20 protein-coding genes are annotated in these 23,996 nt (G+C 62.3%); 8 read left to right on the forward strand and 12 right to left on the reverse strand.

All coding sequences use genetic code 11. From position 1 onward, the window contains the following. Positions 1-50: 50 nt before the first annotated feature. A complete protein-coding gene (locus HQ843_RS21170; RefSeq protein WP_180901335.1) occupies positions 51-1,301 on the reverse strand; it encodes an N-acetylmuramoyl-L-alanine amidase in 1,251 nt (416 codons plus the stop codon). Positions 1,302-1,950: 649 nt separating this feature from the next. Here HQ843_RS21170 and HQ843_RS21175 point away from each other — a divergent pair. Continuing rightward, complete coding sequence (locus HQ843_RS21175) at positions 1,951-5,025, forward strand: Rne/Rng family ribonuclease (protein ID WP_180901334.1); 3,075 nt, start codon at positions 1,951-1,953, stop codon at positions 5,023-5,025. A gap of 315 nt (positions 5,026-5,340) precedes the next feature. Here HQ843_RS21175 and HQ843_RS21180 read toward each other — a convergent pair whose 3' ends face one another. Further along, the gene (locus tag HQ843_RS21180) at positions 5,341-6,498 is read right to left on the reverse strand and encodes a pyridoxal phosphate-dependent aminotransferase (RefSeq protein ID WP_180901333.1); all 1,158 of its coding nucleotides are present in this window, start codon (positions 6,496-6,498) and stop codon (positions 5,341-5,343) included. Between the two features lie 253 nt (positions 6,499-6,751). Between HQ843_RS21180 and HQ843_RS21185 the strand changes: the two genes are divergently transcribed. From HQ843_RS21185 to aat, 5 genes are all read left to right on the forward strand, one after another. Continuing rightward, complete coding sequence (locus tag HQ843_RS21185; protein WP_180901332.1) at positions 6,752-7,555, forward strand: DsbA family protein; 804 nt, start codon at positions 6,752-6,754, stop codon at positions 7,553-7,555. Between the two features lie 107 nt (positions 7,556-7,662). After that, complete coding sequence (aroQ, locus tag HQ843_RS21190; protein ID WP_180901331.1) at positions 7,663-8,100, forward strand: type II 3-dehydroquinate dehydratase; 438 nt, start codon at positions 7,663-7,665, stop codon at positions 8,098-8,100. Between the two features lie 22 nt (positions 8,101-8,122). Next, positions 8,123-8,596, forward strand: coding sequence for an acetyl-CoA carboxylase biotin carboxyl carrier protein (gene accB / locus HQ843_RS21195; RefSeq protein WP_180901330.1), 474 nt, complete (start codon positions 8,123-8,125; stop codon positions 8,594-8,596). Between the two features lie 15 nt (positions 8,597-8,611). Then, positions 8,612-9,958, forward strand: coding sequence for an acetyl-CoA carboxylase biotin carboxylase subunit (gene accC / locus HQ843_RS21200; RefSeq protein ID WP_180901329.1), 1,347 nt, complete (start codon positions 8,612-8,614; stop codon positions 9,956-9,958). Between the two features lie 3 nt (positions 9,959-9,961). Beyond that, positions 9,962-10,579: a leucyl/phenylalanyl-tRNA--protein transferase gene (aat, locus tag HQ843_RS21205; protein ID WP_180901328.1), complete on the forward strand. Its 618-nt coding sequence runs from the start codon at positions 9,962-9,964 to the stop codon at positions 10,577-10,579. A 5-nt stretch (positions 10,580-10,584) separates the two neighbouring features. Here the strand turns inward: aat and HQ843_RS21210 are convergent, their stop codons facing one another. From HQ843_RS21210 to gatB, 5 genes are all read right to left on the reverse strand, one after another. After that, positions 10,585-10,995 (reverse strand): DUF2155 domain-containing protein, encoded by a 411-nt coding sequence (locus HQ843_RS21210; RefSeq protein WP_180902086.1) that lies wholly within the window; start codon positions 10,993-10,995, stop codon positions 10,585-10,587. Between the two features lie 227 nt (positions 10,996-11,222). Then, the gene (locus tag HQ843_RS21215) at positions 11,223-11,621 is read right to left on the reverse strand and encodes an NADH:ubiquinone oxidoreductase subunit NDUFA12 (RefSeq protein WP_180901327.1); all 399 of its coding nucleotides are present in this window, start codon (positions 11,619-11,621) and stop codon (positions 11,223-11,225) included. A 91-nt stretch (positions 11,622-11,712) separates the two neighbouring features. Continuing rightward, entirely contained in the window at positions 11,713-12,189 is a 477-nt protein-coding gene (locus HQ843_RS21220; protein WP_180901326.1) for a GNAT family N-acetyltransferase, read from the reverse strand. Beyond that, entirely contained in the window at positions 12,182-12,685 is a 504-nt protein-coding gene (locus HQ843_RS21225) for a GNAT family N-acetyltransferase (RefSeq protein WP_180901325.1), read from the reverse strand. Before HQ843_RS21225 ends, HQ843_RS21220 begins: the two co-directional genes overlap by 8 nt. Before the next feature lie 4 nt (positions 12,686-12,689). Then, complete coding sequence (gene gatB / locus HQ843_RS21230; protein WP_180902085.1) at positions 12,690-14,192, reverse strand: Asp-tRNA(Asn)/Glu-tRNA(Gln) amidotransferase subunit GatB; 1,503 nt, start codon at positions 14,190-14,192, stop codon at positions 12,690-12,692. Positions 14,193-14,508: 316 nt separating this feature from the next. On the opposite strand from gatB, the gene HQ843_RS21235 reads away from it, so the two are divergent. Both HQ843_RS21235 and HQ843_RS21240 read left to right on the forward strand, forming a co-directional pair. Further along, positions 14,509-14,766: a YjhX family toxin gene (locus HQ843_RS21235; protein ID WP_180901324.1), complete on the forward strand. Its 258-nt coding sequence runs from the start codon at positions 14,509-14,511 to the stop codon at positions 14,764-14,766. A 176-nt stretch (positions 14,767-14,942) separates the two neighbouring features. Further along, on the forward strand, positions 14,943-16,367 hold the full coding sequence (locus tag HQ843_RS21240) for a DUF1254 domain-containing protein (RefSeq protein ID WP_180901323.1): 1,425 nt from the start codon (positions 14,943-14,945) through the stop codon (positions 16,365-16,367). A gap of 110 nt (positions 16,368-16,477) precedes the next feature. On the opposite strand, the gene HQ843_RS21245 is transcribed toward HQ843_RS21240, so the two are convergent. From HQ843_RS21245 to ftsH, 5 genes are all read right to left on the reverse strand, one after another. Then, positions 16,478-16,744 (reverse strand): hypothetical protein, encoded by a 267-nt coding sequence (locus HQ843_RS21245; RefSeq protein ID WP_180901322.1) that lies wholly within the window; start codon positions 16,742-16,744, stop codon positions 16,478-16,480. A 452-nt stretch (positions 16,745-17,196) separates the two neighbouring features. Then, positions 17,197-18,792 (reverse strand): phosphoglycerate dehydrogenase, encoded by a 1,596-nt coding sequence (gene serA, locus HQ843_RS21250; RefSeq protein WP_180901321.1) that lies wholly within the window; start codon positions 18,790-18,792, stop codon positions 17,197-17,199. An 83-nt stretch (positions 18,793-18,875) separates the two neighbouring features. Further along, entirely contained in the window at positions 18,876-20,045 is a 1,170-nt protein-coding gene (locus HQ843_RS21255; RefSeq protein ID WP_180901320.1) for a phosphoserine transaminase, read from the reverse strand. A 367-nt stretch (positions 20,046-20,412) separates the two neighbouring features. After that, positions 20,413-21,771 (reverse strand): phosphoglucosamine mutase, encoded by a 1,359-nt coding sequence (glmM, locus tag HQ843_RS21260; protein WP_180901319.1) that lies wholly within the window; start codon positions 21,769-21,771, stop codon positions 20,413-20,415. Positions 21,772-22,006: 235 nt separating this feature from the next. Next, positions 22,007-23,947 carry an ATP-dependent zinc metalloprotease FtsH gene (gene ftsH, locus HQ843_RS21265; RefSeq protein ID WP_180901318.1) on the reverse strand — a complete coding sequence of 647 codons (1,941 nt, stop codon included), beginning with the start codon at positions 23,945-23,947 and terminating at the stop codon, positions 22,007-22,009. Between the last annotated feature and the right edge of the window lie 49 nt (positions 23,948-23,996).

A 23,996-nucleotide genomic window follows, 5' to 3' on the forward strand; every position in this document is an offset into this window, starting at 1 on the left:
GCTTTTTGCGACGAGAGCTTTGATCATTCGTTCATTATCGTTCGAAAGCCCTACGGCATGCCCGAAATCATCGGGCTGCGATAGCGCGTCACCGCATCGACCAGCCTGTCGACGAGCCTGTCGCGCCAGACCGGATCGAGCATGCGTTTTTCATCCTCCGGGTTCGACAGGAATCCGATCTCGAGCAGAATGGACGGAATGTCGGGCGCCCTCAGGACCATGAAGCCGGCGTAACGGTGAGGATTGTTGATCAGGCTGATCCGGCCTTCGAACGAGGCGACCACCTGGTCTGCGAGCGAGATCGAAAAACTCTGGGTTTCACGCCGCGTCAGATCCAGCAGGATGTCGGTCACCTCCTCCGGCTCGACCGAGGCCTCGATCCCCATGATCTCGTTGGAGAGGTTCTCGCGCTTGGCCAGCGCCGCCGCCAGCCGGTCGGAAGCGCGGTCGGAGAGGGTATAGACGGTGGCGCCGGAAATATCCGTCTGACTGAGCGAATCGGCATGCAGCGAAATGAACAGATCCGCGCCATGCTGACGGGCAAGCTCGACGCGCTTGGAGAGCGACAGATAGATATCCGCATCGCGGGTCAGATAGGAGTCGTAACCGGGCACCGCCTGAAGCTTACCGGCAAAGGCGCGGGCAAAATCGAGGGTAATGTCCTTTTCCAGCGTCCGGGTGTCCTCGCCGATCGCGCCGGTATCGATACCGCCGTGACCGGCGTCGATGGCAACCACGAAACTGTCGTCCTCATCCGCAGCCGTCGCGTCCTGCCGGGCAAAGGCGGCGGCAGGCGTTTCCTGCTGGCCGGCGAGAAGCTTTTCGAAGACTGCGCTGTCAGCAATCGCGAGATCGATGACCAGGCGGAAGCCGGCGCTGCCCTCGTCGCGCACCTCCGCGAGCGTCATCTGGATCGGTTCGCGGGCCGAAAGCACGATCCGCGACTGGCCGGGACCGGTCGCGCCGTAGCGGATATCGCTGATCAGCCCGCGCGCTTCGACCGCATCGCCGGAAAAGCCGAAAGCGGTGGCCGGCAGCGTGATCACCAGCCGCGCCGGGTCCTTCAGGTAATGATAGCTGAATTCGGGCTTCCGATCGAAATCCACCACCAGACGGGCGCGCGCATCATCGCCGACAAGCAAAGCGTTATAGGCGATCAGCGGCGCGGCGGAGGCATCGTCGCTCGCGACCGCCGGCCCGATCGAGAAAAGCGCGCCCAACAACGCGAGCGCGACAACCAGCGCCCGATGAACCCAGGTCGCGCCGTTTCCGACGAAAAAGCTCTGCAGCCGTCCCCTCATGCCACCTCTCATCCGGCTCCGTACATGTCTTGACCTTCACGGCGCCCCGTTAGAGGCCAAACGCATGGCGAAAACGTGACCGAAACGCCAGAACGCCCGCCACCGCCACAACTTTACGTCGTAATAAGACCGATTCGGAAATTTCTCAAATATTACCGTGGATTGGATTTTTCTTGCTATTGCATGTCCGAATACATACTAATGTGGTTCAGGTGGACATTTATGACGGGACAATTGCGCGCAAGGGCAGCCGGTCTCACCAAGATTGGCGCCACATCAAGCGATTGAGCGTCCGCCGTCGTTCCACTCACCGGACAGTATATCTTGGCCGGCATACGCTACTCACAACAGCGTTGCGGCATAAGGGTCAATGCTTCCCGGGCTTTCCCGGAAGCGAATTCATCGCCCCGAAATCGGGGTTAGGCAATGTTTGTTTCGACTGGCTACATATGAGAACGAAGCGTCAAATTCTTCCATCGGCCCGCGCCCCCTTCGAGGGCGCCGGACTGATTCGAGAAGCAGCCGCCCGCGTTTCGTTGCAACGGTCGGACGCTATTTCATCCGGCGTATCTGCTGGCGGTCTTCTCCGGACAAGGGCATCGACCCGTTCCGAAGCCGCCAGCCGCGCGCGCCGAGGAGCTCATCTTAAATGGCAGATAAAATGCTTATCGACGCGTCTCACGAAGAAGAGACACGCGTCGTCGTCGTTCGCGGAAATCGTATAGAGGAGTTCGATTTCGAATCGCAGCACAAGAAACAGCTGCGCGGCAATATTTACCTTGCAAAGGTCACGCGGGTGGAGCCCTCTCTCCAGGCCGCCTTTGTCGACTATGGCGGTAACCGCCACGGCTTCCTGGCCTTTTCCGAAATTCACCCCGATTACTACCAGATCCCGCTCGCCGATCGCGAAGCGCTGCTGAGAGAAGTCGCCAGCGAAGACTATGGCGATGACACTGACGCCGACACCGCGCTGTCGCAGCCGGCGGACGCCTCCGAAAAGGCGGCATCCGAGGGTGAAGGCAAGCCGAAGCCGCGCACCCGCCGCGGTCGCGCGAAGTCCGGCAGCGCCAAATCCGGCACTGCCAAGTCTGACGATGCCAAGTCTGACAGCGCCCGGTCCGGCGATGCCAAATCCGAGGAAAAGGCGGAAGAGACCGCCGATACAGCAAGCGAAGCCAATCAAAAGGCCGATCCGGTGGAAGCCGTAGCGGCAGAGGTTGACGCCGCAGCCGCGACGGAAGAAGAGGCGCCCGCGAAGCCGAAGCCCCGCCGGCGCCGCAAGCCCGCCGCCAAGAAAGAGGCGACGGCAAGCGAGGACGCCGCAGGCGCCGAAACCCCGGCGGCCGAGGCCGCGAATACCGATGCTTCCGGCGACAGTGCCGCCGATGACAGCGCCTCTGGCGACAATGCCTCCGATGACGGCAAGGGTCCGACGCACATGGCGGCCGAGATCGACGCCGACACGGTTTCCGAAGACCTCGACGATGACGACGACAGCGTCGAATCGGTCGGGGCCGAGGACGCGATGGAGGAAGTGCCCGAATACAACCATCGCAGGGCCCGCAAGCAGTACCGCATCCAGGAAGTGATCAAGCGCCGCCAGATTCTTCTGGTGCAGGTGGCCAAGGAAGAACGCGGCAACAAGGGCGCGGCGCTCACCACCTACCTGTCGCTCGCCGGCCGTTATTCGGTGCTGATGCCGAACACCGCGCGCGGCGGCGGCATTTCCCGCAAGATCACCAATCCGGCCGACCGCAAGCGCCTGAAGGATGTCGCCAAGGATCTCGAAGTGCCGCAGGGCATGGGCGTTATCCTGCGCACCGCCGGCGCCAACCGCACCAAGGCCGAGGTCAAGCGCGACTTCGAATACCTGATGCGGCTTTGGGAAAATGTCCGCACCAAGACGCTGACATCGACGGCCCCCTGCCTGGTCTACGAGGAAGGCAGCCTGATCAAGCGCTCGATCCGCGATCTCTACAACAAGGATATCAGCGAAGTCATCGTTTCCGGCGAGGACGGCTATCGTGAAGCCAAGGACTTCATGAAGATGCTGATGCCGAGCCACGCCAAGGTGGTGCAGCGCTATCGCGACGTGCATCCGATCTTTTCGCGCTCCGGCATCGAAGCCCAGCTCGACCGCATGCTGCAGCCGCAGGTGACGCTGAAATCCGGCGGCTACCTGATCATCAACCAGACCGAGGCGCTGGTCGCCGTCGACGTCAACTCGGGCCGCTCCACCCGCGAGCATTCGATCGAGGACACCGCGCTCCAGACCAATCTGGAGGCCGCGGAGGAAGTGGCGCGCCAGCTTCGCCTGCGCGACCTTGCCGGCCTCGTCGTGATCGACTTCATCGACATGGAGGAAAAGCGCAATAACCGCTCCGTCGAAAAGAAATTGAAAGATTGCCTGAAGCACGACCGGGCCCGGATCCAGGTCGGGCGGATTTCGCATTTCGGCCTTCTGGAAATGTCGCGCCAGCGCATCCGCGCCTCGGTGCTGGAATCCACGACCCAGGTCTGCAGCCATTGCGGCGGCACCGGCCACGTGCTTTCACAGTCTTCGGTCGCGCTCCACGTGCTGCGCGGGGTCGAGGAATACCTGCTGAAAAATACCACGCACAACATCACGGTGCGGACCACGCCCGAGATCGCGCTCTACCTGCTCAACCAGAAGCGCAACACGATTGTGGACTACGAAGCCCGCTTCGGCGTCGAGATCATCGTCAAGGCCGACTCCGCGCTCACGACCAGCCATTTCGAGATCGACCGCGGCGAGCCTGTTGAAAGCCCCGTCAAGATCGAGACCCTGCTCGACTTCCCCGATGAGCCCGAAGAGGACATCATCGAAGAGGTCGATGAGATCGATGAGGCTGACGAGCCCGAAAACGACGCCAAGCCCGAGGCAAGCGCCGAAGACGATAATGGCCGCTCGCGCCGCAAGCGCCGCCGCCGCCGTGGTGGGCGGAATGGCCAGCAGAACGATGAGGGCGACAACGAACAGACCGCGCAGGCGGCCGACGATGACGACCAGTCATCGGATGGCGACAGCGACGATGGCGACCAGGGCTCCGACAAGCCGCGCCGTAAACGTCGTCGCGGCAAGCGTGGCGGCCGTCGCAATCGCGCCGAGGAAAACGGGCAGCAGACGGCGGACGAAAACGATGTCAATCCCGCGAGCACGGCTGAGAACCAGTCTGATGCCGAAGCGGATAACAGCGCCCCGGTCGCTCAGGACGCTCCTTCTGAAACCGTAGCCTCCGATAGCGCATCGGATGATGCGCCGGTTGCCGAGGCCGAGCAGAAGCCAGACGATCAGCCGTCCGATAACACCGAGGACGAGGCGATGGCCGAAATCGAAGGCCGCAAGCCGCGCCGTCGCCGTCGGACCAAACGCGCGGACAGCGAAGCGCCGGCCGAGCAGGCAAGCGCGGAAACGGCCACGGAAGCCGTCGAGCAATCCCCTTCCGAGCCGGTCGCCGAAGGCGAAGCCGAGGAAGAGGCGACTGTCGAAGCGGTCGCGGATCTCGACGACGAAGCGGCGGCGGCACCGGCCGTGGAAGAGACAGTTGCACCGGTCGCGGAAGAGGCGCCGAAGCGCGCCAACCGCGCCTCCAACGTCACCCATTCCGCCCCCGTCGTCACCTCCGATGGCACCAAGGCGGAGAATGACGACGACGATGCCAAGCCGAAGCGCGGCTGGTGGCAGCGCCGCGGCTTCTTCTGAGAAGATTGACCTGACGCATAAAAAGGCCGCCGTTTGCGAAAACGGCGGCCTTTTCATGCTTTGGACGTTTACGCCTTTTCAGGATCTTTCCGCAAAGACCCCAATCTTCTCGCCCCGGAGGGGAGAGATGTCGCGAGAGCGACAGTGAGGGGCGATCCTATCCACGCGGACGCCCTCACGAGTCTGACATGTTGCTTCACCCTCACTGTCGCTGTCGCGACATCTCTCCCGCAAGCGGGAGAGAGTATTGGGAGCGCGTGCGATTCCCTGTGCCAGTAGCCATGCTCACAAGACGAACGAGGCTCGGCGTTGCATCTATCTCGCCGGAAGCCAGTTGCCGATCCGTTCGGCGGCCTCGATGATCTCGGCCTCGGTTCCCGCATAGGAAAGCCGCAGATACCGCCCGCCGCTTTCCGGGTCGAAATCGACGCCGGGGGTGACGGCGACATTGGCCTCGTGCAGAATTTTCCGGGCGAAGGCGAGACTGTCATTGGTGTAGCGCGAGACGTCGACATAGGCGTAAAACGCGCCGTCCATCGGCGAGGCGACAGGAAGGCCGATCGCTGGCAGCGCCTTGTTCAGAAAATCGCGATTGGCGCGGTAGATATCGCGGTATCCATCGAGCTGCCGACGCGCCGAAAGGGCCGCCTCGGCGGCAATCTGGGAAAGATCGGGTGCGCAGATGTAGATGTTCTGCGTCAGTTGCTCGAACACCCGCACCAGCTTTTGAGGCAGCACCATCCAGCCGATCCGCCAACCGGTCATGCAATAATATTTCGAGAAGGAGTTGATCACCACCGCCTCGTCGGTGAACGACAGCGCGCTCGCCTCCTCGCCCGAAAACACCAGCCCGTGATAGATCTCGTCGGAAATGAAGGCGACGCCCCGGCTATGGCACCAGTCGGCCAGCCGCTTCAGCGCCGCCCGGCCGGTGACCGTTCCGGTCGGGTTCGCCGGGCTTGCAAGCAGCACGCCGGCAAGCGAGACGCCGTGGAGCTTCTCCGCCGCCGCCAGCGCCTCGGGCGTCAGCGTGAAGTCGTGCTCGGCATTGGCGTCCACCTCGACGACCTTGAGATCGAGCGCCTTCAGGATGTTGCGATAGGCGGGATAGCCGGGCCTGGCGATCGCGACTGCATCGCCCGCATCGAACAATGCCAGGAATGCAAGGTTGAAACCGGCGGACGAGCCGGTGGTGACGGCGATCCGCGCCGGATCGATATTGATGCCCATGCGCGCGCGATAATCCTCTGCGATCGCCACCCGCAGGCTCTCGCGGCCGAAGGCGTCGGTATAGCCGAGATGGCCATGCTCCAGCGCCGCGCGCGCCGCCACGAGCGCTGTGTCGGGGGCCGGATGCGAGGGCTGGCCGACCGCCATGGAAATCACCGGCCGGCCGGCCTTCTTCAACCGGTTCGCCTCCGCCAGAATATCCATGGCCAGGAATGAATCGATGTCGCTGCGCTTCGACGGCATGCCGTTTCCTTTGTGAGATCACCTGGGTTCGGGATGCACCAATAACCTCGCCCCCGCAATCCCGCAGCGCAAAAAACGGGATTTTGATCGACACCGCCGGAGAATTGATCCCTCGACTATGGACAACGCCGCCATTTGCGCACAATTGGTTCCTAAAGCCATGCGGGCTCAAGCTGCACGGGGTTCGCGCCACACAAGACTGTTTCGCCAACCGGCCGGGCCGGGCGAAACCACGATGCCGGAAGGGGAGAACATGTCTTCAAAGGGACTGACACTGGCGGTGACCGCTATTTTTGCGACGGCGATCGCATCCGCGGCTGCCACGACGGCTGCGATCTACCATTTCGCGCCGCCCCAGCCTGCCGAAACGGCATCGGCGCCGGCGCCGGCTGATTTCGACCAGCGCGTCCACGCCTATCTCGTCAACAACCCGGAAGTTCTGCTCGACGTGCAGGTGGCGCTTCAGCAAAAACAGGTCGATGAACAGCAGGCCCAGGCCTCCGAGGTGATCGCCCAAAATCAGGACAAGCTCTATCTGCCCGCCTATGACGGCGTCATGGGCAATCCGGACGGCGATATCACCGTCGTCGAGTTCTTCGATTACAATTGCGGCTATTGTCGCCGCGCGCTTTCCGACATGGATGATATCATCGCCAATAATGACGATGTCCGCTTCGTGCTGAAGGAAATTCCCGTCCTCGGTCCGGAATCCGAAGCCGCGCAGCGCATCTCCTACGCCTTCTTCAAGGCCGCCCCCGACAAATACGAGGACTTCCACCGCGCGCTGATGGGCTCAGGTTCGCGGGCGACCGAAGCCACCGCCCGCGCCGTGGCGGCATCGCTCGGCGTCGACGATCTGGCGATCGACAAGGCCATCGCGGACTATCCGGCGGAAGAAGCCCTTCAGGAGCATTTCGGCCTTGCGGGAGCCCTTGGCGTATCCGGCACCCCGTCCTATATCGTCGGCGACGTCATGCTGCCCGGCGCGGTCGGCGCCGACCGCATTCAGGAAACCATCGATAATATCCGCGCCTGCGGCAAGGGCGTATGCTCTTGAATATTTCTGGCTGAACACGCTTAACCACATCCCGTCAACGGTGTGTCTTGGGGCTTTTCCTGTAAGGCTTGAACGTCTATAGGAGAAGGCTGAAACGGAATTGACATATGACCCGCGCGATCTTCGTCCTCAACGGACCCAATCTCAATCTGCTCGGCCAGCGCGAGCCCGGCATCTACGGTGATATGACCCTTGGAGCGATTGAGGCTGAATGCCGCAAACTTGGCGAAGAACTCGGTCTTGCAGTGGACTTCCGCCAGACCAATCATGAGGGCGTGCTTGTCGACTGGCTTCACGAGGCCAACGAGAAGGCATCCGGCGTCGCCATCAATCCCGGCGCCTACGGGCACACATCCATTGCGCTTCACGACGCGATCCGCGCCATTGCCGTGCCCGTCGTGGAACTCCATATCTCCAACATCCATGCCCGTGAGGCGTTTCGCCACAAGAGCATGATATCGCCAGCGGTGAAGGGGGTTGTCTTTGGCTTCGGACAGGACAGCTACCTTCTGGCGCTACGCGCTCTCAAGACCCTCACGGAATAAAAAGAACAAAGGAACACATCCCATGGCAGAACAGAAGAAGGCTGTTGACGCGAAGCTCGTGCGTGAACTGGCGGTGATACTCAACGATACCGAACTGACGGAAATCGAGGTCGAGCAGGACGGATTGCGCATCCGGGTCGCGCGTGAGGTGATGGCCGCCCCGCAGCAGATGATGCACTATGCCCCTGCCCCGTCCGCCGCTCCGGCAGCGCCCGCTTCCGCCGTCGCCGCCGAACCGGTTGTCGTCGCAGCGCCAAAGCATGACAATGCGATCAAGGCGCCGATGGTCGGCACGGTCTATCTCGCGCCCGCACCCGGCGCCCGCCCCTTCATCGAAGTCGGCGCCAACGTCAAGGAAGGCCAGACGCTGCTGATCATCGAGGCAATGAAGACGATGAACCAGATCCCCGCGCCCAAGAGCGGCAAGATCGTGGAAATCCTCGTCGATGACGCCCAACCGGTCGAGTACGACGAAGCCCTCGTCGTCATCGAATAACGGATGGCAGAGCTCATGTTTTCCAAGATCCTTATCGCCAATAGAGGCGAAATCGCGCTTCGTGTGCAACGTGCCTGCAAGGAACTCGGCATCGCGACCGTCGCCGTGCATTCCACCGCCGACGCCGACGCCATGCATGTGCGCCTTGCAGACGAAAGCGTCTGCATCGGCCCGCCGTCCTCGCGCGAAAGCTATCTCAACATCCACCAGATCGTCGCCGCCTGCGAGATCACCGGCGCGGACGCCGTGCATCCGGGCTATGGCTTCCTTTCGGAGAACGCCAAGTTCGCCGAGATCCTCGAGGCTCACGGCATCACCTTCATCGGCCCCACCAGCGAACATATCCGCATGATGGGCGACAAGATCACCGCGAAGACCACGGCGGAAAATCTCGGCATTCCGGTCGTTCCGGGCTCCGCCGGATCGGTCGACACCGATGACGAGGCTTTCCGCACGGCCGAAGAGATCGGCTATCCGGTGCTGATCAAGGCAACCGCCGGCGGCGGCGGACGCGGCATGAAGCTGGCGCGTTCCAAGGACGACCTGATCGAGGCCTACCGCACCGCGCGCGGCGAGGCTGCGGCCGCCTTCGGCAATGATTCCGTCTACATGGAAAAATATCTCGACAAGCCGCGCCATATCGAGGTGCAGGTTTTCGGCGATGGCGAGGGCGATGCCGTCCATCTCGGCGAACGCGACTGCTCGCTGCAGCGCCGCCACCAGAAGGTCTGGGAAGAGGCGAATTCGCCCGCGCTCAACGTCGAACAGCGCATGAAGATCGGCGAAATCTGCGCCGACGCCATGCGCACGATGAAGTATCGCGGCGCCGGCACGGTCGAATTCCTCTACGAAAACGGCGAGTTCTACTTCATCGAGATGAATACCCGCCTGCAGGTCGAGCATCCGATCACCGAGGCAATCACCGGCATCGACCTCGTTCACGAGCAGATCCGCGTCGCCGCCGGCGCCGGCCTCTCCGTGTCGCAGAAGGACATCACCTTTTCCGGTCACGCGATCGAATGCCGCATCAATGCCGAAAATTCCGCGACCTTCCGGCCCTCGCCGGGCACGATCACGCATTTTCACGCTCCGGGCGGGCTTGGCGTGCGCATCGATTCGGGCGTCTATCAGGGCTACAAGATCCCGCCCTATTACGACAGCCTGATCGGCAAGCTGATCGTGCATGGACGCACCCGGGTGGAATGCATGATGCGGCTGAAGCGGGCGCTCGACGAATTCGTCGTTGACGGGATCGATACGACGCTGCCGCTTTTTCAGGATCTGATCGCCAACCAGGATATCGCCAATGGCGATTACGATATCCACTGGCTGGAAAACTATCTGGAAAACAAACCGAAGTAGGTCATGGAAAGAGGCAGCGCAAAAGGCAGCGGCATAACACCGGAACTGCTTTTGAATGCATACAGCATCGGCCTCTTCCCCATGTCCGAATCGGCCGAGGATACGGAGCTGTTCTGGGTCGAGCCGGAAATCCGCGGCATTATCCCGCTGGATGGCCTGCACGTGTCCCACAGCCTGCGCAAGCTATTGCGCAGGTCTCCCTACGAAATCCGCTTCAACCATGATTTCGCCGGCGTCATGGACGCCTGTGCCACGCCCGCGCCGGATCGCCCGCAGACCTGGATCAACGCCGAAATCCGCTCGCTCTACAACGCGCTGCACCGCATGGGCCATGCCCATTCGGTGGAGGCCTACGAGGATGGCGAGCTTGTCGGCGGGCTTTACGGCGTATCGCTGAAGGCGGCGTTTTTCGGCGAGAGCATGTTTTCGCGCCGGCCCAGCGCCTCGAAGATCTGCCTGGTGCATCTGGTCGAGCGGTTGCGGGCCAACCGGTTCCAGCTTCTCGACACGCAGTTCACCACCGATCATCTGAAGACGATGGGCGCGATCGATATTCCGAAGGACAGGTATATGACGCTGCTGAACGCCGCGCTGGTGTGGCCGGATCAGCCGTTTCCGTAATCTTCTCAGGGAGAAGGCACTTCCGCGCTCGCCACGCAATCGGTCAGCCAGACGTCATAGATCGGATCTTCCACGGCGTTCAGCGCCGGCGAATCGGCGAACATCCAGCCCGAGAAGATACGGCTGACGTCGTTCTGCAGCGAAACCTTGTCGACCTGCACAAAGGCATCGATGCGCTGCTCCTCGGTATCATCGCGCGAATAGCAGACCCGCGGCGTGACCTGCAGGCGGCCGAACTGAACGGTCTCGCCGACATAGGCATCGAATGTGTAGGTGCGGCCGGTGATCTTGTCGATGCCGCCGAAAACGGCCACGGGATTTTCCACACGGGCGGCAAGAGCGGGTGTGGCGGAAGCCAGTGCCGCCGCGACGAAGCCGAGTGTCGCGGCCGTTTTTCCAAAACCCGATTGACGCATCATTGATCCCTCTCATGCAGAAAACGGGGTCAGAACCTCCCGCCTCTCCTCTCGTGTCATACTCGGGCTTGACCCGAGTATCCAGGCCACACGGAGAACGCCGCCTGGACCCTCGGGTCAAGCCCGAGGGTGACGCGGAGAATGGGGAAGCCCGGTCACTAGACCCTCGGATCTCCCATTCGTCGCCGCGAACGACTCGATACCGTTCAAATGCGGCAGAAACGCAATCAGCCGCCCGGCGTCCAGGCATCGTAGTCGCCGGTCACCTCGTTACGCTTGCCTTCGACGGCGAGCGAGCCACGGGGGCGATAGGCGAGCGCGGTACCCGTGAGGTTGGGATTATGCGGCTTTTCCCACTCATGCGCCTTGTAGGCCTGCCGGGGCGGCGGCGTGTCGGTGCGGTGATGCATCCAGCCATGCCAGCCGGGCGGAATGGAGGAGGCATCGGCATAGCCCTTGTAGATCACCCAACGGCGCGGCAGGCCATAGGTGGACACTCCGCCTTCATAATAGATGTTGCCGAACTGATCCTCGCCCACCTTCTTGCCGAAGCGGCGCGTGAACAGATCCGTTCCGATGGTCGATCCGTTCCACCAGGTGAACATCTTGGTCAGAAAGCCAGCCATTTTCTTTCCTTCGTCCCGGCCGCAAGCGGCCTTTTGCATTACCCTCGTGTATGGCGCGTCATGCCGCTCTTGTCCAGAGCGACGAGACGTCTCAGACGCCGTGAAGCTTCATTTTGAAGCCGAGATGCGACTGGCGGAAGCCGAGCCGCTCGTAGAAGCGATGAGCGTCTTTGCGCGACGCGTTCGACATCAGCTGCACCAGCCGGCAACCCTCGATCCTGGCCTCATCGATCGCCGTCTCGATCATCTTCCGGCCGATGCCCCGACCGCGCCATTCGGGATGGGTCTGCACCGCCTCGATCGTCAGCGTGGCCCCGCCCCTGCCCGTCAGCGTGCGGATATAGGTCGTCTGGAAGGTGCCGACGATCATGTCATCGAGCTCCGCGACGTAGAGCGTGTTGCTGGCCGACGCCTTGATGGCCTCGAACGCATCGCGGTAGTCGTCATAGGCATCGGCGTCATTGGTATCGCCATGGCCGCCAAGCGTGTCCGCGGCGAAGATCGAGATCAGCACCGGAAGGTCATCGAGCCGCGCCTCGCGGATGAGGAGGTCTTCCGGATCAGACATGGAGGAGTTCCTTCTCCATGATCACAGCCGGAATGCCGGAACCGGACGTACCGCAATTCTGTGTCTCACCGGCTTCAACCAGCCCGTGGGCGCGGTAGAAGGCGATTGCCTCGGCATTGCCGACCACGACCTCCAGCACCAACCGTTTTGCGTTCGGGAAACAGGTCTCGATTTCCGCGAACAGGTCGCGACCGATCCCCTGGCGCCGACAATCCGGATGGACGTAGAGCTGGTGGAGGTTGATGGTGTCCACGTGTGTCTTCGACAGGATGCCATAGGCCATTCCGCCGATGCGATGGCCGTCATCGGCCACCAGAAACTCGCCGCCCGGCCTTGCAAGTCGCGCCTTGATGGCGGCGGGCGAATGCCAGCTTGCCACCATCGCGCTCACCTTTTCCGCGCCCAGAATGGCGTCGTAGGCGGCATGCCAGGTCACATCCAGCAATTCGGAAACCGCCGGAATATCCGCTTCCATCGCCGTGCGGACAAAGAACATGCCGCTACTCCGTGACGCCCAGCTTTTCCTTGACCAGCGCCTGGACGGCCTGCGGGTTGGCCTTTCCGCCCGAAGCCTTCATCACCTGACCGACGAACCAGCCGGCAAGCGAGGGCTTGGCCTTGACCTTTTCGACCTGCTCCGGATTGGCGGCGATGATCTCGTCGACGATCTTCTCGATCGCGCCGGTATCCGTCACCTGCTTCATGCCGCGCTCCTCGACGATCGCCTTCGGGTCGCCGCCCTCGTTCCAGACGATCTCGAACAGGTCCTTGGCAATCTTGCCGGAGATCACGCCGTCCTTCAGCAGGTCGAGAATGGCGCCGAGCTGGTCGGGCGAGACCGGGGTCTCGTCAATGCCCTTGCTCGCCTTGTTGAGCGCGCCGAGCAGGTCGTTGATCACCCAATTGGCCGCCGCCTTGGCGTCGCGGCCTTCGGCCAGCTTTTCATAATAGTCGGAAACCGCCTTGTCGGAGACCAGAACCGAGGCGTCGTAGACCGACAGGCCGAGCTTTTCGACAAAACGGGCCTTCTTGTCGTCCGGCAGTTCCGGCAGGTCCTTGGCCAGCTCCGCGATGAAGGCGTCGTCGAATTCGAGCGGCAAGAGGTCCGGATCGGGGAAATAGCGGTAGTCATGCGCGTCTTCCTTCGAGCGCATCGAGCGGGTCTCGCCCTTGACCGGATCGAACAGGCGGGTCTCCTGATCGATCTTGCCGCCGTCCTCCAGAATGTCGATCTGGCGGCGGGCCTCGCTGTCGATCGCCTGGCCGACGAAACGGATCGAGTTGACGTTCTTGATCTCGCAGCGCGTGCCGAACTCGCCGCCGGGCTTCCTCACAGAGACATTGACGTCGGCGCGCATCGAGCCCTCGTCCATGTTGCCGTCGCAGGTGCCGAGATAGCGAACGATGGTCCTGAGCTTGGTAACATAGGCCTTGGCCTCGTCGGCCGAGCGCATGTCGGGCTTGGAGACGATCTCCATCAGCGCAACGCCGGAACGGTTGAGGTCGACGAAGGAAAACGAGGGATGCTGGTCATGCATCAGCTTGCCGGCGTCCTGCTCCAGATGCAGCCGCTCGATTCCGATCTCGATATCCTCGAAATTGCCTTCGCGGTCGGGACCGAGCGAGATCGTGATCGTGCCCTCGCCGACGATCGGGTCCTTGAACTGCGAGATCTGGTAGCCCTGCGGCAGATCGGGATAGAAATAATTCTTGCGGTCGAAGATCGAGCGCTTGTTGATCTTCGCCTTCAGGCCGAGACCGGTGCGCACGGCCTGCTTGACGCATTCCTCGTTGATCACCGGCAGCATGCCGGGCATGGCGGCATCGACCAGCGAGACGTTGGCGTTGGGCGCCTTGCCGAAGGTGGTGGACGAACCGGAGAACAGTTTCGCATTGCTGGTGACCTGCGCATGCACCTCAAGGCCGATGATGACTTCCCAATCGCCGGTGGCGCCGGGGATAAGGCGTTTGGGATCGGGCGTGCGGGTATCGACAATGGTCATGGTCAGCTCATCGTTCATTCACGGGATATCGTTGGTGAGGTAGAGCAAATGGGCAGAAGACGCAAGCGATTGGGTGTCCGGACGCCCTTCAAAACCTTGACCCGGGACGGCATCGGAACTATGTCGCTCCGGTCAACACGGAGTGTGTATGTCCAACCGTCAGGAATCCCGGTAAGGGCCCTGCCCGTCCTGCCCCTTCGGGCAAGATGCGCGCAGCGGCCGAAAACGATGAGCCCCGCGAGGCGAATGCCGGCGGGAACCGTTTTCACGCGCCCTATACCCAGGTATTGATGGCGCCCATCCGGAATTGACGACCATGGACATCTCGCGCGATGAACAGCGCATTCTTCACCTGCTCGCCCAGGGCGGCAGGATCGAACTCATCAAAACCGAAAACCGGAAGATCGAGCGGGTAGACTGCTACACCCGCGACGGCTGGCGCTATTCCGGCCTCGACCTGACATTGTTCCGCAAGCTGAAGGCCAAGCGGGCGATCCGTTCTCGGGGCGGCCGCCCCTACCAGATCACCGCAAGGGGCCTGGAACTGGTTCGCAGTCAGGCGGACAACCGGTAGCAACGGGGCGCGGCGCTTCGCAATGAAGTTGCCGCGCCCCGAAGGCTATTCGGGAACCCCGGCACGATCCTACAGGACCTGCGTCAACCTGCCGCGCCTCCCAAACGATGACTTGTCACAAAAAGACCTTCAATCTAAGGTTTAAATCTATCACTATCACAAGCGAGGGATTTTACATGAGAATGAAACCTGTTGCGGTTGCCGCGCTCAGCCTCGCGGTGGCCTTTTCGCCGGTGCTCAACAGCCCGGTTTTCGCAAAAACCCAGGTCGAGGCGACGCTGAACGACGAGCAGGCAAAGGCCATCGTCTATTCCATCTATGTCATGGCCTATCCGATGGTACTGATGGACATCAGCGCTGCAGTCTCGACCAATGTCGCCGAGCCGGCGGGGGTTGCCGCCCCGGTCAACCAGTTCGCCAATCTGGCGGCCTTTCCCGATGCCTCGTTCGACACCGTCGTCCGTCCCAACGCCGACACGCTCTATTCCTCGCTCACCTATGATGTCTCGAAGGAGCCGCTGATCGTCTCGGTTCCGGCCTCAAACGGACGCTTCTACCTGTTCCAGATGATGGACGAATGGAGCGACGTCTATGCCTCGCCGGGGAGCCGCACCACCGGCGATGACGCCTACACCTTCGCCATCGTCGGCCCCGGCTGGCAGGGCAAGCTGCCGGACGGCGTCAGGGGCTACGAAAGCCCGACGGCCGAGGGATGGGTGGTCGGGCGCGTCGAAACCCGGGGATCGGCCGATTACGACGCGGTCCATGCCTTTCAGGCCGGACTGAAGGCCGTTCCCCTCAGCGCCTGGGGCACGGACTACGTTCCGCCGAAGGGCGCTGTCGATGCGGCGCGCGACATGAGTTCGCCTGTCGGCCAGATCGAAAAACTCGATGGCCCGGCATTCTTCCAGCGCTTCGCCGAACTGATGAAGAAAAATCCGCCCCATTCCAACGACGATTCCGCCGTCGACCTGATGGGCCGGATCGGGCTGGTGCCCGGAAACAGCTACGACCCGACGGCACAGCCCAAGGCGGTGCAGGACGCCATTGCCGAGGCTCCCGCGAAGGTGCTGCCGTTCATCCAGAAGACCTGGGTGCGGTCCGGCGAACTCGTCAACGGCTGGAGGATCAACCTGACGGGGATCGGAAGCTACGGTTCCGACTACATGCATCGCGCCGGCGTCGCCTTTGGCGGGCTTGCCGCCAACAAGCCGGTCGACGCCGTCTATCCGAGCGCATTCGTGGATGCCGACGGCAATCCATTCGACAGCTCCAAGGACTATGTTCTGCATTTCGACAAGGGCGCGGCCCCGCCGGCCCGCGCGTTCTGGTCGGTGACGCTCTACAATCAGGACCAGTTCTTCGCCAAGAACCCGATCGACCGCTACTCGCTCGGCAGCAACAGCGCGCTCAAGGAGAACGCTGACGGATCGATCGACATCTACATCCAGCGGGAATCGCCCGGCAAGGACAGGCAAGCCAACTGGCTGCCCGCGCCGGAGAGCGGCCATTTCAGCCTGACGATGCGGATCTACTGGCCGGAACTCTCCGTCCTCAGCGGCACCTGGAGCCCGCCGCCGGTCGAACGCGCCCACAACTGATAGCAACAGAAACAGGACGGCGCCTTGTTAAAAGGCGCCGTCCCGCGTCTGTTTGCGGCACAGCCGGCGCTGGTGCCGGCCGGCGCCTGTTCAAGGTGTGACCGGGCCGGTCAGGCCCGGGAAATCTCCGCCCGCAGCGCCGCGCACTCCTCCGCAAAGCGCCCCGTCGCAACCGGCCTGCCAGACCGCCGGTACCAGTAACCGGCGTTGCCGTCATCGCCCTCGATCCGGTGGCAGAGCGCATGGGCGGCATCGAACAGGCTTTCGCCCTCGTGGTGCTGGCACAGGTCATGGACCGCCTCCCATGCGGGCCCCTTGGTGAAGCCGGCATCGGCGAGTTTTTCCAAGGCCGCGCCAAGTGCTGCTTGATCGGTCAATTCTTCATCCTCCCGGCATTATCCTCCACCGAATTTGGCGCGCTTTCGCTCCGGACGCAACCGCCGGAGGGGTCGGAGCGGTCAGCAGGCAGAAAAGTCCCTCCCAAGCCACTCCGTCATGCCGGCCGTGAGCCGGCATCCAGGGCCGCTTGTGGTGATTTCAGACAAGAGCTTTGCGCGCAAGGACCCGGCACTTGCTGGACCCCGGATCAAGTCCGGGGTGACGACGGAAAGGGATGCGGCTCCGTGACCGCCTATACCAAGGCGCGAAGATGCTGACGCATCCCCGCCTTGAAGGAATTGCGAATTTCCCAATTGTCCTGGTGACTTGGGAATTCGCAAACGGAATATCAACGGTCATTTTCAATGACCGTTGATATTACGCGGTTTGTCAACAAACCGAGCCCGGCGCCCGTTTCGGGAGGCCGGGCTGTCTTGTCGCGGAAACCGCCTTATTCGACGGCGAATTCCAGCGGCTTTGCCTGCTTGATCGCCGGATGGGCCAGCAGCTTGTCGAGAACCTCCTGCTTCGGCTCCTCGTCAACGTAAAGCAGCGCGATCGCATCGCCGCCCTGATTGTCGCGACCGAGCTGGAAGTTGGCGATATTGACGCCGGCATCGCCGAGCGTCGAGCCCATGAAACCGATCATGCCGGGCACGTCGGTATTGGCGATGTAGATCATGTGGCGGCCGACATCGGCATCCATGTTGATGCCCTTGATCTGGATGAAGCGCGGCTTGCCATCGGAAAACACCGTGCCGGCGACAGAACGGGTCTGCTTCTCGGTGGTGATCGTCAGCTTGATATACCCATCGTAAACGCCCGACTTGTCGCGCCGGGCTTCCTGCAGGATGATGCCCTTGTCCTTCACCATGATCGGCGCCGATACCATGTTGACGTCGGCCACGACCGGGCGCAGCAGGCCGGCCAGCAGCGCGCTGGTCAGCGCCGTGGTGTTCATGTCGGCGAAGACGCCGTCATAAAGCACTTCGACTTCCTTGATCGGGCTCTCGGTCACCTGGCCGGCAAAACCGCCGAGCACTTCGGCAAGCTTGATCACAGGCTTCAGGCGCGGCGCTTCGTCGGCCGAGATCGAGGGCATGTTGATGGCGTTGGTGACAGCGCCCTTCAGCAGGTAGTCCGACATCTGGTCGGCAACCTGAAGCGCCACATTTTCCTGCGCTTCCGACGTCGAAGCGCCGAGATGCGGGGTGCAGACGACATTGTCGAGGCCGAACAGCGGGCTGTCGGTCGCGGGCTCGGTCTCGAACACGTCGAATCCTGCACCGGCGACATGACCGGACTTGATCGCTTCTGCGAGCGCCGCCTCATCGACAAGACCGCCACGGGCGCAGTTGATGATGCGTACGCCCTTTTTGGTCTTGGCCAGCGCCTCGGCGTTCAGGATGCCGCGGGTCTTGTCGGTCATCGGAACGTGCAGGGTGATGAAGTCGGCCTTGGCCAGAAGCTCGTCGAGTTCGACCTTGGTGACGCCCATCTTCTCGGCCTTGTCCTGCGACAGGAAGGGGTCGTAGGCGATGACGTTCATCTTCAGGCCGAGCGCGCGGTTGCAGACGATCGAGCCGATATTGCCGGCGCCGATGACGCCGAGCGTCTTGCCGGTGATCTCGACGCCCATGAATTTCGACTTCTCCCATTTGCCGGCCTGGGTCGAGGCGTCGGCGGCGGGGATCTGGCGGGCAACCGCCAGCATCAGGGAAATTGCATGTTCGGCGGTGGTGATCGAGTTGCCGAAAGGCGTGTTCATGACGATGATGCCGCGGCGCGAGGCGGCCGGGATATCGACATTGTCGACGCCGATGCCGGCGCGGCCGATGACCTTCAGATTGGTCGCCGCCTCGATCAGCTTTTCGGTCGCCTTGGTGGCCGAGCGGATCGCGAGGCCATCATACTGGCCGATGATCTCGAGCAGCTTTTCCTTGTCCTTGCCGAGCTTCGGCTGGAAATCGACGTCAATGCCGCGATCCTTGAAAATCTGCACGGCAGCTTCCGACAGCGCGTCGGATACGAGTACGCGAGGTGCCATGATGGCCTCCTTCAAAAAGAATTTAAGTCGGGAATGATCGGCCCGCGCCTTCACCCAAAGGGTGGCGCGAGCCCTCGCCTCGCCTAGGCCGCGAGCTTGGCTCTTTCCGCCTGGAAGGCCCAGTCGAGCCAGACCATCAGCGCTTCCATATCGGCGGTCTCGACCGTGGACCCCGCCCAGATGCGAAGGCCCGACGGCGCATCGCGATAGGCGCCGATGTCATAGGCGACGTCTTCCTTGTCGAGCGCGGACACGATCGCCTTGGCAAAGGCAGCCTGCCCGGCGTCATCAAGCGCCAGAACGGCCGGATCGACGATCTTGAGGCAGACGGAGGTGTTGGAGCGCGTCTCGGCCACCTCGGCGAGGTTCTCGATCCAGTCATTGTTCTCGACGAAATCGAAGATCACCCTGGCATTGGCATCGGCCCGCGTCATCAGGCCCTCAAGCCCGCCGACCTGCTTTGCCCATTTCAGCGCATCGAGATAGTCCTCGACGCAGAGCATGGACGGCGTGTTGATGGTTTCGCCGACGAAAATGCCCTCGATCAGCTTGCCGCCCTTGGTCATGCGGAAAATCTTCGGCAACGGCCATGCCGGCGTGTAGCTTTCCAGCCGCTCGACCGCGCGCGGGCTGAGGATCAGGACGCCATGGCCGCCCTCTCCGCCCAGCACCTTTTGCCATGAGTAGGTGACGACATCGAGCTTGTTGAAATCGAGGTCCTGCGCAAACACGGCAGAGGTCGCGTCGCAGATCGTCAAGCCCTTGCGGTCATAGGGAATGAAATCGGCATTCGGAACCCTGACACCGGAGGTGGTGCCGTTCCAGGTGAACACTACGTCATTGTCGAAATTCACCGTGGAAAGGTCGGGGAGCCGGCCGTAGGGCGCTTCGATCTTGCGCGCATCCTTCAGCTTGAGCTGCTTGATGACATCGGTCACCCAGCCCGAACCGAAGCTTTCCCAGGCGAGCATGTCGACGCCGCGTTCGCCAAGCAGCGACCACAGCGCCATCTCGACGGCGCCGGTATCGGACGCCGGCACGATGGCGATGCGGTAATCGCCGGGAACGCCGAGGATCTCGCGGGTAAGGTCGATCGCTTCCTTGAGCTTCGCCTTGCCGATTTTAGCGCGGTGGGAACGGCCAAGCGGCGCATCATTGAGCGCTTCGGGCGTCCAGCCAGGACGCTTCGCACAGGGGCCGGAAGAAAAGCGGGGATTGACCGGACGGAGGTCCGGCTTGGTCATGTCAGTCATCGTCTACCCTTTCAGATAGTGGCCTCTCGTTGGGGAGAGGTGTCCCGCCGTCGGATATATTTGAGGTGGGGTCGCTTGGCAAGCGAAATAATTATGACTGCACGGATGCAAGAAAATGGGGTTTTCGGCAGACCTTGCCGACTTCCAGACGACCTAGTGCCGGGATGACATCCACGGCATCTCAGTCGTCAATCTCCCCCCTTGAGGGGGAGATGTCGCGAAAGCGACAGAGAGGGGTATGGGCACAAGCCGCAAACGCCGTGCTCAGGGAAAGGGTTCACCCCTCTCTGCCCCTGTCGGGGCATCTCTCCCTCAAGGGGAGAGATTATGGGCTTCGACGTTCAACCAAAACTGCCGCGCAGCCGCCTCAGGCCGCAGTGCGCACACTCGCGATGACATCGATGAGACCGGAGACCACGCGTTCGACCTGGGCCGGATCGTCGCCTTCGGCCATCACGCGGATCAGCGGTTCGGTGCCCGAGGGGCGGATCACCAGGCGGCCCCGGCCCTTCAGTTCGGCCTCGGCATCGGCGACCGCCTTCTTGACATTGCCGTCTTCCAGGGGTGCCGCGCCGGCTGAAATGCGGACGTTGCGCAGAAGCTGCGGCACAGGCTCGAACTTGCGGCAGACTTCGCTGACGGGCTTGCCCGCGCGTTTGACGGCGGCCAGCACCTGCAACGCGGCCACCAGCCCGTCGCCGGTCGTGCCGAAATCGGACAAAACGATATGGCCGGACTGCTCGCCACCGACATTATAGCCGTTCTTGCGCATATGCTCGACGACGTAGCGGTCGCCGACCTTGGTGCGCACCAGATCCAGGTTCATCCCGTTCAGGTGTCGCTCGAGGCCGAGATTGGACATCACCGTCGCGACAACGCCGCCGCCCTTCAATTCCTTGTCCTCGACCAAATTGCCGGCGATCACGGCCATGAGCTGGTCGCCATCGATGACGCTGCCCTGCTCATCGACGATGATGACGCGGTCGGCATCGCCATCGAGCGCGATGCCGATATCGGCGCGCACCTCATGCACCTTTTCCTGCAGGGTCCTGGGATAGGTGGAACCGCATTCCTTGTTGATGTTGAGGCCGTCCGGCTCCGTGCCGATCGCGACCACATCGGCGCCGAGTTCCCACAGCGCCGTCGGCGCGGCCTTGTAGGCGGCGCCATTGGCGCAATCGACCACGACCCTCAGGCCGTGAAGCGTGACATCGCGCGGCAGGGTGCGCTTGACGAATTCGATATAGCGATAAATGTCGCCGTCGACGCGGCTCGCGCGGCCGATCTCGTTGGAGCGGGCAAGCTGGGCGTGAAAATTGTCGCGATCGAGCAGCGCTTCGATCCGCGCCTCGATCTCGTCGGACATCTTGTAGCCGTCGGGGCCGAAAAGCTTGATGCCGTTATCGGCGAAGGGATTGTGCGAGGCCGAGATCATCACGCCGACATCGGCGCGCAGCGACCGCGTCAGCATGGCGACGGCAGGCGTCGGGATCGGGCCGAGCAGATAGACGTTGAGGCCGGCGGCCGTAAAGCCCGCCACCAGCGCATTTTCCAGCATATAGCCGGAAAGCCGGGTATCCTTGCCGATCACCACCCGGTGGGTGTGGTCGCCGCGCCGAAAGATCGTGCCGACCGCGATCCCCACGCGCATCGCCAGATCCGGCGTCATCGGAAAAACATTCGACTGACCGCGAATACCATCGGTACCGAAATATTTACGTGTCATGGCAATCCTCTTCAGCGCCGCGCGCGCCGCGTCGCCCAAAGTTAAAAAATCCAGTCGAGGGTTTCTTCGCAGATTATCGCCCTCAGGGCACTTAAAATAACGTCAACACCGCTAACATGGCGTTACCGTGGCTGCGTTCACAAGGAGGCGCCAAGGTTTTCAAACAACCGGGCACCTGGCCGCCACCGCCGTTAGCCCACAAAAAAACCGCCGGTCGAAGCCGGCGGTTTTCTGATCAGTTGGTCTGCGGTTCGAACCCGTCGCCCTTGCCGTCGGCCGGCGCGGGCGCGTCTTTCTTCGGGCCCATGGAGGGCACCGCGGAACCGCGCGAGGGGGGCGTGTCGTCGCCGAGATCGCGCGCGGGCTTTTCGCCCCTCAGGATCGCCTTGATCTCGTCGCCGGACAGCGTCTCGTATTCAAGCAGGCCTTCGGCAAGCTGAATGAAACCCTCCCGGTTCTCGGTCAGTATCCGCGTCGCCTCGACATAGGCCTCGTCGATCAGACGGCGGACTTCGCTGTCGATCTTCTGGGCGGTCGCCTCGGAGACGTTCTTGCTCTGGGATACCGAATGACCGAGGAAGACTTCCTGCTGGTTTTCGCCATAGGAGACATGTCCGAGTTCATCGGAAAAGCCCCATTGCGTCACCATCGCCCGGGCAAGCTTGGTGGCCTGCTCGATATCGGAGGAGGCGCCGGAGGTGATGTTCTCCTTGCCGAAGGTCAGTTCCTCGGCGACGCGGCCGCCCATCATGATGGCGAGGCGCGAGATCATCCACTTGTAGCTCATCGAGTAGCGGTCGCCCTCGGGAAGCTGCATGACCATGCCGAGCGCACGGCCGCGCGGGATGATCGTGGCCTTGTGGACCGGGTCGGCGACGGGCACCTTCATGGCGACGATCGCATGGCCGGCCTCGTGATAGGCCGTCAGCTTCTTCTCCGCCTCGGTCATCGCGGTGGAGCGCCGCTCGGCGCCCATCATAATCTTGTCCTTGGCGTCCTCGAATTCGGCCATGGTGACCAGACGCTTGTTGCGCCTTGCCGCCATCAGCGCCGCCTCGTTGACGAGGTTCATCAGGTCCGCGCCCGAAAAGCCGGGCGTGCCGCGGGCGACGATCTTGAGATCGACATTCGGGGCAAGCGGCGTGTTGCGTGCATGCACCTTCAGGATGCGCTCGCGGCCGACGATATCCGGATTCGGCACCACGACCTGACGGTCGAAACGGCCGGGACGCAGAAGCGCGGGATCGAGAACGTCGGGGCGGTTGGTGGCCGCGATCAGGATAACGCCCTCGTTTGCCTCGAAGCCGTCCATCTCGACCAGCAACTGGTTCAGCGTCTGCTCGCGCTCGTCATTGCCGCCGCCGAGACCGGCGCCGCGATGGCGGCCGACCGCATCGATTTCATCGATGAAGATGATGCATGGGGCGTTCTTCTTGGCCTGTTCGAACATGTCGCGCACACGGGATGCGCCGACGCCGACGAACATTTCCACGAAGTCGGAGCCCGAAATCGTGAAGAACGGCACATTGGCCTCGCCGGCAACGGAGCGCGCCAGCAGCGTTTTACCGGTGCCCGGAGGGCCGACCAGCAGCACGCCGCGCGGAATACGGCCGCCGAGGCGCTGGAACTTCTGCGGATCGCGCAGGAATTCGACGATTTCCTCGAGGTCCTGCTTGGCCTCGTCGACGCCGGCAACGTCATCAAAGGTGACGCGGCCATTGGCCTCGGTCAGAAGCTTGGCCTTGGACTTGCCGAAACCCATCGCCCCGCGCGAGCCGCCCTGCATCTGGCGCATGAAGAACAGCCACACGCCAAGGATCAGCAGCATCGGCAACAGCGTGCCGACATAGCTCAGGATACCGCCGGAGCCATCGCTCACGGGCTTGGCATCCACTTTCACATTGGCGTTTTCCAGCTTGGTCAGCAGGGATTCGTCGATGACCGGAGCATAGGTATGGAATGCCGATCCAGCGCCGCCGGAATAGGTGCCGGTAATGGTGTTGCCGGTAATGGTCACATCCTTGACCTTGCCGGAATCGACATCGCTGACGAATTGCGAATAGGCCACCTGGGTCGCGCCATTATGCGACGGCGTCGACTGGAACATGCTGAACAGCGCGACCAGCAGCAACGCGATTATGGCCCACAGCGCAATATTGCGTAAGTTTGGGTTCATCAAAATCCCCGAAATCGTATAATCGGCACGGTGGTGCCGCTGAGTTACG

The sequence above is a fragment of the Martelella sp. NC20 genome, from assembly GCF_013459645.1.
Taxonomy (GTDB): Bacteria; Pseudomonadota; Alphaproteobacteria; order Rhizobiales; family Rhizobiaceae; genus Martelella.

Coding starts and splice junctions, on each gene's coding strand:
- HQ843_RS21255 (WP_180901320.1), bottom strand. CDS start 20,045: ATGACTGACATGACCAAGCCGGACCTCCGTCCGGTCAATCCCCGCTTT.
- HQ843_RS21220 (WP_180901326.1), bottom strand. CDS start 12,189: ATGTCTGATCCGGAAGACCTCCTCATCCGCGAGGCGCGGCTCGATGAC.
- HQ843_RS21170 (WP_180901335.1), bottom strand. CDS start 1,301: ATGAGGGGACGGCTGCAGAGCTTTTTCGTCGGAAACGGCGCGACCTGG.
- glmM (WP_180901319.1), bottom strand. CDS start 21,771: ATGACACGTAAATATTTCGGTACCGATGGTATTCGCGGTCAGTCGAAT.
- HQ843_RS21185 (WP_180901332.1), top strand. CDS start 6,752: ATGTCTTCAAAGGGACTGACACTGGCGGTGACCGCTATTTTTGCGACG.
- HQ843_RS21240 (WP_180901323.1), top strand. CDS start 14,943: ATGAGAATGAAACCTGTTGCGGTTGCCGCGCTCAGCCTCGCGGTGGCC.
- gatB (WP_180902085.1), bottom strand. CDS start 14,192: ATGACCATTGTCGATACCCGCACGCCCGATCCCAAACGCCTTATCCCC.
- HQ843_RS21180 (WP_180901333.1), bottom strand. CDS start 6,498: ATGCCGTCGAAGCGCAGCGACATCGATTCATTCCTGGCCATGGATATT.
- HQ843_RS21175 (WP_180901334.1), top strand. CDS start 1,951: ATGGCAGATAAAATGCTTATCGACGCGTCTCACGAAGAAGAGACACGC.
- serA (WP_180901321.1), bottom strand. CDS start 18,792: ATGGCACCTCGCGTACTCGTATCCGACGCGCTGTCGGAAGCTGCCGTG.
- HQ843_RS21215 (WP_180901327.1), bottom strand. CDS start 11,621: ATGGCTGGCTTTCTGACCAAGATGTTCACCTGGTGGAACGGATCGACC.
- aroQ (WP_180901331.1), top strand. CDS start 7,663: ATGACCCGCGCGATCTTCGTCCTCAACGGACCCAATCTCAATCTGCTC.
- HQ843_RS21210 (WP_180902086.1), bottom strand. CDS start 10,995: ATGCGTCAATCGGGTTTTGGAAAAACGGCCGCGACACTCGGCTTCGTC.
- ftsH (WP_180901318.1), bottom strand. CDS start 23,947: ATGAACCCAAACTTACGCAATATTGCGCTGTGGGCCATAATCGCGTTG.
- accC (WP_180901329.1), top strand. CDS start 8,612: ATGTTTTCCAAGATCCTTATCGCCAATAGAGGCGAAATCGCGCTTCGT.
- HQ843_RS21225 (WP_180901325.1), bottom strand. CDS start 12,685: ATGTTCTTTGTCCGCACGGCGATGGAAGCGGATATTCCGGCGGTTTCC.
- HQ843_RS21235 (WP_180901324.1), top strand. CDS start 14,509: ATGGACATCTCGCGCGATGAACAGCGCATTCTTCACCTGCTCGCCCAG.
- accB (WP_180901330.1), top strand. CDS start 8,123: ATGGCAGAACAGAAGAAGGCTGTTGACGCGAAGCTCGTGCGTGAACTG.
- aat (WP_180901328.1), top strand. CDS start 9,962: ATGGAAAGAGGCAGCGCAAAAGGCAGCGGCATAACACCGGAACTGCTT.